Annotated in this window: 11 protein-coding genes; 3 read left to right on the forward strand and 8 right to left on the reverse strand. The window is 71.8% G+C overall.

The genetic code is table 11. The annotated features are described in order from the left end of the window. Positions 1 to 83: 83 nt before the first annotated feature. The 6 genes from KZ820_RS16830 to KZ820_RS16855 all read right to left on the reverse strand — a co-directional run bounded on the left by KZ820_RS16830 (position 84) and on the right by KZ820_RS16855 (position 6,740). Entirely contained in the window at positions 84 to 1,766 is a 1,683-nt protein-coding gene (locus tag KZ820_RS16830) for an ATP-binding protein (protein ID WP_219749817.1), read from the reverse strand. A gap of 78 nt (positions 1,767 to 1,844) precedes the next feature. After that, positions 1,845 to 2,609 carry a TIGR02186 family protein gene (locus KZ820_RS16835; protein WP_219749819.1) on the reverse strand — a complete coding sequence of 255 codons (765 nt, stop codon included), beginning with the start codon at positions 2,607 to 2,609 and terminating at the stop codon, positions 1,845 to 1,847. Beyond that, a complete protein-coding gene (locus KZ820_RS16840) occupies positions 2,606 to 3,520 on the reverse strand; it encodes a sulfite exporter TauE/SafE family protein (RefSeq protein WP_219749821.1) in 915 nt (304 codons plus the stop codon). The genes KZ820_RS16835 and KZ820_RS16840 overlap by 4 nt, the downstream gene beginning before the upstream one ends. A 55-nt stretch (positions 3,521 to 3,575) precedes the next feature. After that, complete coding sequence (locus KZ820_RS16845; protein WP_219749822.1) at positions 3,576 to 4,607, reverse strand: hypothetical protein; 1,032 nt, start codon at positions 4,605 to 4,607, stop codon at positions 3,576 to 3,578. After that, the gene (locus KZ820_RS16850; RefSeq protein WP_219749824.1) at positions 4,604 to 5,929 is read right to left on the reverse strand and encodes a glycosyl transferase family protein; all 1,326 of its coding nucleotides are present in this window, start codon (positions 5,927 to 5,929) and stop codon (positions 4,604 to 4,606) included. The genes KZ820_RS16845 and KZ820_RS16850 overlap by 4 nt, the downstream gene beginning before the upstream one ends. A 337-nt stretch (positions 5,930 to 6,266) precedes the next feature. Then, positions 6,267 to 6,740, reverse strand: coding sequence for an outer membrane protein assembly factor BamE (locus tag KZ820_RS16855; protein WP_219749826.1), 474 nt, complete (start codon positions 6,738 to 6,740; stop codon positions 6,267 to 6,269). A gap of 183 nt (positions 6,741 to 6,923) precedes the next feature. Here KZ820_RS16855 and KZ820_RS16860 point away from each other — a divergent pair, with 183 nt between their 5' ends. Together KZ820_RS16860 and KZ820_RS16865 are read left to right on the forward strand one after the other, a co-directional pair. After that, positions 6,924 to 7,394 carry a ubiquinol-cytochrome C chaperone family protein gene (locus KZ820_RS16860; RefSeq protein ID WP_258048282.1) on the forward strand — a complete coding sequence of 157 codons (471 nt, stop codon included), beginning with the start codon at positions 6,924 to 6,926 and terminating at the stop codon, positions 7,392 to 7,394. Further along, a complete protein-coding gene (locus KZ820_RS16865) occupies positions 7,391 to 7,918 on the forward strand; it encodes a YceD family protein (protein ID WP_219749829.1) in 528 nt (175 codons plus the stop codon). The genes KZ820_RS16860 and KZ820_RS16865 overlap by 4 nt, the downstream gene beginning before the upstream one ends. Before the next feature lie 12 nt (positions 7,919 to 7,930). On the opposite strand, the gene KZ820_RS16870 is transcribed toward KZ820_RS16865, so the two are convergent. Further along, complete coding sequence (locus KZ820_RS16870; protein WP_219749831.1) at positions 7,931 to 9,385, reverse strand: S41 family peptidase; 1,455 nt, start codon at positions 9,383 to 9,385, stop codon at positions 7,931 to 7,933. Positions 9,386 to 9,514: 129 nt separating this feature from the next. On the opposite strand from KZ820_RS16870, the gene KZ820_RS16875 reads away from it, so the two are divergent. Next, entirely contained in the window at positions 9,515 to 9,871 is a 357-nt protein-coding gene (locus KZ820_RS16875) for a hypothetical protein (protein WP_219749833.1), read from the forward strand. Between the two features lie 19 nt (positions 9,872 to 9,890). On the opposite strand, the gene KZ820_RS16880 is transcribed toward KZ820_RS16875, so the two are convergent. Beyond that, positions 9,891 to 11,360, reverse strand: a complete 1,470-nt coding sequence (locus tag KZ820_RS16880; RefSeq protein WP_308462259.1) for a M23 family metallopeptidase — start codon at positions 11,358 to 11,360, stop codon at positions 9,891 to 9,893. Between the last annotated feature and the right edge of the window lie 80 nt (positions 11,361 to 11,440).

Raw genomic sequence — 11,440 nt, forward strand, 5'->3', positions numbered from 1 at the left:
AAAGATGGTATGCCCGATCCGGACTCAGCGCCAGCGGAGATACCGACGGGTGAGATGGTGCATGGCGGTGGTCGCCCCGACGCTCAGCGCCCCTGACCGCGCCAGCGCTGGATCGTGCGCGCGACGATCTGTTCCTCGCCGCCGCCCTCGCGCCATAGCTCGGAGAAGACCGGATCGTCGGAGGCGGGTCGCTTGCCCTCTTCGAGCGTGTCGAAGGCGACCCGGATCGGGATGGCCACGCCCTCGCCGCACACGATCGCCTCGCGATTGCGCAGCGCGGGCAGCGCGTCGAGGAAGCCGCGCGCCCCTTCGGGCATGGCGGCCCGGACGAACGCCTGGTCGCGCTCGTTGTTGAGCCGCATCGAGATGATCGTGCCACACTGCGAGAGCACGCCCTCGGCGAGGTCGGACGGACGCTGCGTCACCAGGCCGAGCGACACGCCGTACTTGCGCCCCTCCTTGGCGATGCGGCCCAGGATGCGACCCACCGCGGTGCGCTCCTCGCGCCCGGCGGGGACATAGCGATGCGCCTCTTCGCAGACGAGCAGGATCGGGCGCTGCGGCTCGGCCCGCGACCAGATCGCGAAGTCGAACACCATGCGGCTGAGCACCGCCACCACAACCGCGGTGATCTCGCTCGGCACGCCCGAGACGTCGATGATCGAGATCGGCTTGCCGTCGCCGCAGAAGCGGAAGATGCGCTGCACGAACCCCGCCATCGTGTCCGCCACCAGCATGCCGGAGAACATGAATCCGTAGCGCGGATCGGCCTTGAGCTCGTCGAGCTTGTTCTTGAGCCGCAGGTAGGGCGCGGTATCGCCGGCGCGGTCCATCTTGCCCATCTCCTGCTGGAGGATCTGGGTGAGGTCGCTGAGCAGATAGGGGATCGGTGCGTCCACCGTCAGCCGCGCGATCTCCTGCCCGAGCCGGCTCTTGCCGCGAGCCGCGAGCAGGCATTTGGCGAGGATGTCCGCGTCGACCTGGCGCTCCGCACCCGCGCTGGTGAGCAGCACCTCGCAATGCTCCTCGAAGTTCATCAGCCAGTACGGCATCTGCAGGTTCGAGACGTCGAACAGCGCGCCCTCGCCGGCGAAGGCGGCGCCATATTCGCCGTGGGGATCGATCATCACCACGTGCGCCTGCGGTGCCAGGTGACACAGGCGATGGAGGATCAGCGCCGCCGCGGTCGACTTGCCGGTGCCGGTCGAGCCGAGCAGCGCGAAATGCTTGCCGAGCAGCGAGTCGACGTAGAGCGAGGCGCGCACGTCGCGGGTCGGGTGGACGGTGCCGATCGCGATCGCGGCGCGGCCCGAGGCGGCGTGGACCTGCTCGAGATCGGCGCCGCTCACCGCGAACACCTCCGCGCCCGGCAGCGGGAAGGCGGTCACGCCGCGGCGGAAATGGTGGAGGTGGCCGGTCAGCCGCTCGACCTCGCCCTCACCGATGAAGTCGATCGCGGCGATCACCTGATCGGCCTGGCCGCGGGCCAGCCGCACCGTTCGCACAGTCGCTACCAGCCACATCGCGCCGGCGCGCACCTTGAGCTGGCCGCCGACCTGCCCCGCGCTGGCGACCAGCGGGTCGGGGTGATCGGCGAGGGCGGCGAGCGCGGGCGAGTCGAGCACCAGCTCGCCCTGCCCGCCGGCGATCTCGAGCACATAGCCGAGCGGCTCCGGGCCGGCGGGCGCTGGCGCCGCGAGCGGCGCGTCCGGGAAGGCCGCGGCGAGTGCCGCGCGGAACTCGCCCTGGCCGACGATGTCGTTCATACGAAGCTACTTTTCTCTCCGAAACCGCGAAGGCCAGCGGTACGGAAGCTTCGTAAAGATAGGATGGATGCGGGCGCCTCAGGCGCGCTGCGCGAATCGTCCCGCGGCCCATCCGAGCAGCACCGACAGCGCCACCGCCGCCAGGCCGTAGAGGATCTCGTGGCGCTGCGCCGCGGCGGCGACGAAACGCTCGAAGCCCGACTTGCGGATGTCGATGTCGCGCACCGCCGCGGCGAGCACGCGGCCGTCGCGGATCAGGAAGGTCTCGGCGGTGAAGCGCCCGACCGGCACGCGCGCCGGGATCGCGACTCGTGCGCGATAGAGGACGCCGTCGGTGATCTCGACCGCGCCCGGCGCCTCGTAGAACAGTCCGGCGCGGCGGCGCTGCTCGACCAGCCCGCGGGTGAAGCGGTCCTGCACCTCGGTCGGTGCGGCAGAGGCGGGCGAGAGCTGGAGGCTATCGAGCCCGAGCTCGTAAATCGCGCGGGTGCGCGCGTCGACCAGCTGGCCCAGTGGGCGCGACGACGTCAGCGCGTAAAAGGAAGGCGCCGAACGATACCGCAGCCGCCCCGCGTTGACCCAGATGCCCGCCACTTTCTCCTTCTCGCGGATGGTGATCGATTGGGTCGGCCCCTTCACCACGATGACGATGTCCGCGGGGCGCTCGCCCGTCGGCACGCGGCCGCCGGGGTAGAGGATCGCGCCGAACAGCAGCAGTTCGGCGCCGGTGAAGCTGTACGCGATCTCGATGTCACGCTGCGACACGTCGGGCACCAGCACCGGCTTGCTCTGCGCGGTAAGCAGCGGCGCGGCGAGCGCCAGCGCCCAGGCGGCGCGCCTCACGACAGCTCCACCGCGTAGATCTCGTCAGGGCGCCAGCCGAGCCCCAGCGCGATCCGCCCCGCCACCAGCAGCACCATGATCGCCAGCGCGAGCCGGAGATACTCGGGCCGCGCGCGTGCGGCGAAGCGGGCGCCGACCTGTGCACCGACCACCGAGCCGACCAGCAGCAGCGCGGCGAGCACGATATCGACCGCGCGCGTCGTGGTGGCGTGGACCATCGTCGCCGCGGCGGTGACGAACAGGATCTGGAACAGGCTGGTGCCGACCACCACGGACGTCGCCATGCCGAGCAGGTAGATCATCGCCGGGACCAGCACGAAACCGCCGCCAACCCCGAGCAGGATCGTCAGGATACCGGTAAAGAAGCCGAGCAGCAGCGGTGCCAGCGGCGAGATGTACAGCCCGGAGGCGTAGAAGCGCATCCGGAACGGCAGCGACGCGACCAGCGGATGATGGCGGCGGCGGCGCGGCGGCGCGGCGCGGCGACCGCGCGCCACCAGGATCGCGCTCACTGCCTCGCGCAGCATCAGCAGCCCGATCGAGCCGAGCAGCAGCACATAGGTGATCGCGATCGTCGTATCGATCTGCCCCCAGCGCTGCAGCAGCCGGAACAGCCAGGCGCCGAACAGCGAGCCGAGCACGCCGCCGATCACCAGCACCGTGCCCATGCGGGTGTCGACGCCGTTGCGGCGGAAATGCGCGAACACGCCCGAGACGCTCGCGCCGGTCACCTGCGTGGCGGCGGAGGCGGCGGCGACGGTGGGCGGGATGCCGTAGACGATCAGCAGAGGGGTGGTGAGGAAGCCGCCGCCCACGCCGAACATGCCCGAGAGCAGCCCGACGCCCGCGCCGAGCGCGATCATCACGAGCGCGTTCACCGACAGATTCGCGATCGGCAGGTAGATGTCCATGGCGCGTCCAGCCGCTAGCCGGTTCGACGCGCCGACGCCACCGCGCGTTCCCGCGCTAATGATCGATCCCGATCGTGAGCGCCGCGCCCGAGGCCGGCTGAGCGTCTCCGGCCACGCGCGCGCGCCACGCCAGCGTCGCGCGGGCGCGCCCGAGCCGAAGCGTCGCGGTCGGGCCGACGTCGAGCCGCTGGGCGCCGCGCTGCGCCGCGCCCCAGGCTCCCAGACCGAGCCGCAATGTCGCGTCGCCGTTCTGTGCCAGTGGGCGCTCGAGACTCACCGCGCCATCGGCGTAGCCGCCGCGCCGCTCGATCACGCCGGCCTGGAGATAGCCGTCGAGCAGGGCTCCGTGACTCAGCTCCAGGTCGCTGATCCCGCCCGCGGCGCTGAGACCCCAGCCGCTACGCAGCCCGACGACGCCGATGCGGCGCTCGGCCAGCATCCGGAACGGCAGCGCGCGCGGGTGCCACTCGACCGCCGCGATCGCCTCGCGCTCGCGCGCCTGAAGCGCCGACACCAGCCGCAGCGAGGCCGCGAGGCGTCCCTCGTCGTCGAGCGCCCGAGCCACGCGAACCCCCAGCTGCGCCCCGCCCAGTTGCGGCGCGGCGGTGCTCGTCGTCGCTCCGCCGCGAAGCAGCAGCCAGCCGGTCTGGGACCAGCGAGGTGCGCGACCTGCGGCTTCGACGAGGGTGCTGCCCCGGACCTGCGGCACGATCGCCTCCGCCGACGGCGGCTGCCCTGCCATCACAGGAGCGGAGAGCGGGGCCGGCACGTGCCCTGCCGCACGCTCCACCGCGGTGATCAACGCCGGTAGACGCGCCGGCCGACGCGATGCGAGCGGGCGCGACGGAGAGATGTGGACGAGCTGATCGTTGAAGGCCGGCGCGGGAGGTTGAGCCTCCGCCCGAGCAGTCGCGGCCGCTCCTCGGCGCGTGAGGGATGATGCGACCGGCGGAAGGTCGGCAGTCGACCCCACCATCGCCGCCGATCGCCGCGGCACCACGCCGTCGCGCCACAGCCACGCCGCGCGCGCGCTCACCCAGAGCGCGAGCAGCAGACCCCAGCAGCGCAGCGCGCGCCCCTTTCTCATGGAAGGTCCGGGAATCGATGCGCGGTCTTGTCCCATCGCGGCGGCGCGCCGCGCAGGGCCGCGACGTGGAGCCGCAGCGCGCGCCCCGCGGACAGCATCAGCACCGCATTGGCGACCGCGATCCGCGGTAGCGCGCGCAGTCCCTCGCGCCAGCCATAAGCCGCGGCCGTGAGTCGAGCGCGTGCGATCAGCCGCCAGCCGAGCAGGATCGCGTTGATGGCGAGCAGCGCTCGAAGACCATGGCCCGTCGCCGTCGGTGGGTCACCGCGCCAGTGGTGACCGAGCAGGCCCACCGCCGCGAGCGTCGCCGCGAGGTAGCCCGTCGCCACCGCGGTGGCGGCGAGCGGCGCCCTACGGTCGCGCCAGCGCATCCAGCGTTCGGTCGCGCGCGGTGCACCCCATCCCGTCCGGTCCCAGCCGGCGAGCGCGATGCCGCCGATCCAGCGCGCTTTCTGCCGCACCGCGTGCGTCAGTGTGTCGGGAAAGTAGGCGCGGGTCGCGATCAGTCCGCCGCCGGCGTCACGCCGCCGCACGAACCGTACTGCCATGCCGAGCGAGGCCGCGCGAAGCCCCAGCTCATAGTCCTCGGTGAGGCTGTCCGCCGCGAACGGCAGGCCGGTGGCGCCGGCGAGCCGCTCCAGCGCGTCGTAGCGGATCGCGCAGCCCACCCCGGCGAGCGGTAGCGCGGCGCCGAGCGCGGCGCGCGCCACGAGGTCGCGCGCGTGCGTCTCGGCGAACTCGTCGGCGTAATGGCCGGTCAGCCAACGCCGCGCCGGATCGATCAGCGGCAGCACCGGCAACTGGACCAGCGCCGCGCCGCGCAGCGCCTGCTCGGTCACGCGCAGCTCGAGCGGGTGGACCATGTCCTCGGCGTCGTGGAGCACCACCGCGTGAGGGCGCGACTCCGCCTCGGCGGTGAGCGCCTGCCACAGCTGATTGAGACAGTCGGCCTTCGTCGTCGGGCCGTCATGGTCTCCGACCACCAGGCGGACGCGCGGATCATCGATCGTGCGCACCGCGTCGGCGGTGGCGGGATCGTTCGGGTAGCAGCCGATGTAGAGGCGGTAAGCGGGATGATCATAGCGCGCGAGCGTCGCTCGCAGCATCGCCCCGATCACCTGTTCCTCGCGCCACGCGGGGATGAACACCGCGAAGCGGAGATGTCGCACGCTCGCCACCGTGGGGACGTGCTGGTCGGCACGTCGTACCGCGACTGCGATCAGGTCGAGCAGCACATCGTCCAAGCCAAGCACGAAGAGCACGGCGGCGGCGAAGAACGTCGCCTCGATCGCGCCGCGATCGATCAGGCCGAGCGCGGTCATCGGCGACCCCCGCCAGCGCATCCTTGATCTGCGGCAAATTTTTTTGCGGAAGTGTGGCGAATCGGCAACGCTCGCGAGAAAGCGTCCACCGTGGCGAACAAAGCGACCGGGCGCGCGTTAGCCGCCGCGGTCCCTTTCCCCCTTTCGGGACCGGTGCCGACCCCAAGCCGGTACTGGCCGCGTCGCGGCGTTCGTGGCGACGCGGCCGAACCGCGATTGAAGAGTGACGGACTCGGGCGCTCGCTATGCACCCGAGTCTTGTAGGTGTCCTACTCGATCACCGCGGCGTCGGGCGGCCCCAGCGCGCCTCATCTCGGCGAGATCAGCCCTGGCGAGATCAGGGCCCGGTGCTGCCGCCGCCGGGACCGCCCCCGCCGCCCGCACCCGCCGCGCCGACCGTGCCGATATTGCCGAACAGGTCCTGGAAGAAGCCGCGCTTGCGACCCAGCGTCGGGGTCGTCTTGCCGTCGGGCTTGAGCGAGACAACCTGGTCAATCCCCGACTTGCGCACCGTGGTGACGTTGCCGGCCTGGTCGAAGCTGATCTGCATCGTCAGCTGGTCCCGCGGCTTGGGCGGGGTGAACGCCAGGTTGCGGCTGTCACGCGACACATAATACCAGTCGCCCTGGTTGAACTGGCTCGCGAAGCTGGGCGTACCGAGCGTGGCGAGCACCGATTGGCGGTTGTCGACTCCGGGCTGGATCGAGTTCACCAGGTCGGCATCGACGATATAGCCCTGGTGCGAGCGCAGCGGCGTGCACCCGGCGGCGAGGACGCCGGCAGCCAAAGCGAGAGGTAGAAGGGGGCGCATCGATACTCCGCGGAAACCCAGCCGCTTGTCCGCGCGGCACGCGCGCGTGGACATTGCGGCCTCGCGCCTCAATATGCCGCCGTGCGGGACGAGACAAGCGTCGCGCCGGTCGGTCGAGAGGAAGTGCGTCAGGTGGGTTGGTTGAGTGGGTGGTTGCGACGGCGTGGGCCCCGCGATGAGGCGTTGCCGCTGTACGACGCGGTGGTGGCGCGCGCGCGCCAGCCGCACTGGTACCTCGACGGCGCGGTGCCCGACACGCTCGACGGCCGCTTCGACATGGTCGCGGCGGTGCTGGCGATGGTACTGCTCCGGCTCGAGCAGGTGCCCGACGGGACGGACGGCTCGGTGCGGCTGACCGAGCGCTTCGTCGACGACATGGACGCGCAGGTGCGCCAGATCGGCTTCGGCGACATGGTCGTGGGCAAGCACGTCGGCAAGATGATGGGCATGCTGGGCGGCCGGCTCGGCGTCTACCGAGAGGGGCTGGCCGCGCCGGACGATGGCGCGCTCGACGCCGCGCTGGTCCGCAATCTTTACCGCGGCGCGCAGCCCGACGCCGCCGCGCTGGCGCATGTGCGCGGCGAGCTAAAGGCATTGCGCCGCGACCTCGACCTGCTCGGCGTGCCCGAACTGATGGAAGGACGAATGGCGTGACGACCGAATTCTCCCGCCTGGAGCGGCTCGACACGATCGGCGGTGAGGATCGCACCGTGACGATCACGGCCGACGCCAACGAGCGCGCCGCGCTGGCGCACCGCTTCGACCTGGTCGGGGTCGAGCGTCTCGAAGGCGCGTTCGCGGTCCGGCGCGATCCCGCGGGCGTGCTGGTGCGCGGCACCGTCCGCGCCGCGGTGGTGCAAGCCTGCTCGGTCACGGGTGACCCAATGCCCGCGACGATCGACGAGCCCGTTTTGCTGCGCTTCGTCGCGCCGGGCGCGGGGGGGGACGACGAGATCGAGCTCGGCAGCGACTCGATCGACACGGTCGAGCTCGAAGGCGGCGGGGTCGATCTCGGCGAGGTCGCCGCGGAGACGATGGCGCTGGCGCTCGATCCGTTCCCGCGCAGCCCGCGCGCCGAGGCGGTGCTACGCGAGGCGGGTGTGCTGAGCGAGGAGGAGGCCGGCCCCTTCGGCGCGCTCGCCGGGCTCAAGGCCAAGCTCGCCGCGCCGAAGGACTGAGCCTCCGGACGATCAGAACAGGCCGGGCTGGTCGCGCTGCGCCGCGTTCGGGTGCGGCGCGATCAGCGGGCGGTTGGCCGGCGCGAACAGCTGAGTCGAGCGGCTCGCACTCGCGCTCGTCCCGATCGGGGTGCAGCTGCGCCCGGCGATATAATCGAGCGCGGTGCGCAGCGAGAGTTCGGCGGGATCGCCGAGCGCATGGGAGACGTCGTCGTCCGCCTGGCAGCTCGCCTCGACCTTGGTGGCGAGGCCGTTGAAGTAATCGCCCTGCCGCGCCGAATTCTGCAGCGCGAGCGAGACCGCGAGGAGGCGGTCGTCGGTGCACGAGGGATTGTCGAACGGGATCTGGCCGACCGGCTTGCCGTAGGTGTTGCTGCCGATGAGCGCGACGCTGCTGTGAAGGTAGGGGATCAGCGCGTTGATCACATATTCGCTCGCCGAGGCGGTCGCACCGGTGCCGATGAAGGCCACGCGCGTGGGCGCGATCGCCTGCGCCTCCTGACGGAAATAGCGGATCCGGTCCTGGCTCGACTTGGACGGGCGATAGCTGGTGTAGGCCTGCACGTCCGAGGTCGAGCGTCCGCCGCCGAGCAGGTCGGTGAAGGTCTCCGCGGTGGCGAGCAGTCCGCCGCCATTGTAGCGCAGGTCGATCACCAGATCGGTCACCCCCTGCGAGCGGAAGGTGGCGAAGGCGCTGCGCAGCTGGTCGTCGGCGCTGGCGATGAAGGTGCGCAGGTTGATGTAGCCGACCTTGCGACCACCCGAGTCGAGCACCTTTGCGCCGTAGCGCGACGATAACGGTGCCAGCGAATAGTTCGCGGTCGTGAGCGTCACCACCCGCGTCCCGGCGGCGTCGCTGACGCGCAACACGCGCGCGCTGCCCGGCGTCGTGTCGTCGAACGGCGCGTTGAGCGCGTCATAATCGTTCTTGGCGATGATGTCGCTGATGTCGCGGAGGTTGGCGGTCGAGGTCCCGACCGCGAGGATCTCGGTGCCGCGATCGATGCCGGCGGCGAACGCGGGCGTGTCCTCGAACGCCTCGCGCACGAACAGCCGGTTGCTCGCGGTCAGCGCGAGCCGCACGCCGATGCCGGCCGTCTTGCCCGAGGCATAATAGGCCGCGTCGGCCGACGCCGAGGTGACATAGGTGAAATAGCGATCGCGATTCTGCGCCCGAGCCGGTGCGGTGAGCGCGTCGACATAGTCGTCGAGCGTGGTGTAGCTGCCCGGGTTGACGTTGCTCGCGAGCAGCTCGGGGTACCGATACCATTCGTTGAGGATGGAGAAGGCCCAGTCCTGCCGCGCGCGCAGCGTGCAGCCGCCGGTACTGCCGCTACTGCCGGTGCCGCCGCCCACCGCGGCCGATCCGCCGCTTGGGGCGGCAGCGCTGCCACGATCATCGCCGCCGCCGCACCCCGCCAGCATCCCTGCCAGCGCGAGCGCGCCCACCCACCGCGGTGTACGCATCACTTACTCCTACGAATCCAGCGCATTGGTATCGTGACACCAGCTACTTGTATATGGCGCCGCCGGTCGGCCGCGGCGGAGAACGCCCCGGACTGGCGCCATCGCGCCGCGATCTGCTAGCGTGCCGCCATGATCGCGCGCCCATTCCTCCCGCTCGCCCTCCCCGTCCTGCTCGCGCTCGCCGGCTGCGGCGGTGGCGAGACCGCCAACCAGGCCACCGCCGCGGTGCCGCGCGGCGACTATGTCGCGAAGATGCAGGCGCTCAACGAGAAGGAGCGCAACGTCGCGCTGTTCCGCGCGATCCGTGACGCGGGCCGCTCGTGCCAGCAGGTCGACCGCTCGGTGCCGACCGACCCGGTCGCGGGCAAGGCCGCCTGGGTCGCCACCTGCGACGACCAGTCCGCCTGGCTGATCACGCTGGACGACTCGGGCACCGCCACCGTGACCGACGCGCGCGCGATCGCGGGGCGCAGCGCGACCGGCTGAGCCGCCGGCCCGCGCGCATCTAACCGATCAGCCGCGCGATCTTGGCGCGCATCGCGCGGATCGTCTCGGCCGGCAGCGTCTGCACGCTCGACAGCGACAAGGTGCGCGGGTTGACCGTCTGGCCGTTTTTCCACACCTCCCAGTGCAGGTGCGGCCCGGTCGAGATACCCGTCGAGCCGACATAGCCGATCACCTGCCCGCGCCGCACGCGCGCGCCCTGCGCCACCGCGAAGCGGCTCATGTGACCGTAACCGGTGACCAGCCCGCCGCCGTGCGCCAGCTTGATGAAATTGCCGTAGCCGCCGGCGCGCCCGGCGAACTGCACGACGCCGTCGACCGCGGCGTAGATCGGGCTGCCGTAGGGCGCGCCGATGTCGGTGCCCTTGTGCATCCGCATGAAGCCGAGCAGCGGGTGCATCCGCATCCCGTAGGTGGAGGTGATCCGCCCCGCCACCGGCATCCCCATCGCGCCGCGTCGCTCGATCGTGCCCGAGGGATCGAGCATCTGCCCGCCTTCCCCGTCCTTGTCGCCCCAGCGCACCAGCCGCAGCTGGCGGCGACCGTGCGCCAGCCCGGCGTATTGCAGCTGACCCACCTCGACCTCGCCGGTCGCGGCGCGCGCCTGGTCGGCGACGATATCGAAGCGGTCGTCGCTGGCGAGCTGTCCGATCGGCAGCTGCGCCGCGATCGCCTTGATATAGGTCTCGACCACGCGCGCCGGGACGCCCGCGGCCCGCGCCGAGCGGTAGAGGCCGGCGCCGACCGTGCCGGTGACGTGGAGCGGCGTGCGATCGATCGCGATCGACTGGCGATCGAGCACCAGCCCCTCGCCGGCACGCTGCACCACCAGCTTGAGGTCGAACGCGGCGCGGAAGGCGAGCCGCTCGAGCGGGCGCGGCTGGAACTTGGTCGGGCGGCGACCGAGCGTCAGCGCCAGCACGGTGCCCGGCTTGAGGGAGTCGAGCGCGACCGCATCGCCGACCAGACCCGCGATCCGCCCCGCCTCGCCGCCGCCGACCCCGGCGCGCTGCAGCGCGGTGCGCAGCGTGTCGCCGTCGGCGAGCGCGGCGCTGAGCTCGATCTGCGGGCGCTCGGGCGTCTCGGCGAGCGGGCGCACCAGCGCGGTCGCCGCCATGCGCCGGCCGGTGGTGGCGCCGAGCGCGAGCGGCGCGATCCCCTGGGTGCGCGCCTCCTCCAGGCTGGCGCGGTCACCCGGTACGGCGCGGTCACCGGTGATCGCGGGCAGGCCGGGGTTGAGCTGCCACGCCCCCCAGCACAGCGCCGCGCAGGTGGCGAGGCCGCGCCACCAGGTGCGGCTGCCGATGTCCTGGCCGAGGTCCGGGACCCAGTCGATGCGTGCCAGCGCGACGCGGGCGCGGTCGAGCGCGCCGCGCTCGGCGAGCGGCACCAGCTGGCGCCCGAACGCGCGACCGTTGCCGCGTCCGCCGGCGCCCGCCAGCTCCATGCCCTGATCGTCGCGCAAGAACACGTCGGCCGCCGCCTTCCGTCACGCGCCGGACCTACCCCTCCGGCGCTTGGGTGGCAGCGTTGTGGAGAAGAGGTGCTAAA

The organism is Sphingomonas citri, from assembly GCF_019429485.1.
Classification (GTDB): domain Bacteria; phylum Pseudomonadota; class Alphaproteobacteria; order Sphingomonadales; family Sphingomonadaceae; genus Sphingomonas; species Sphingomonas citri.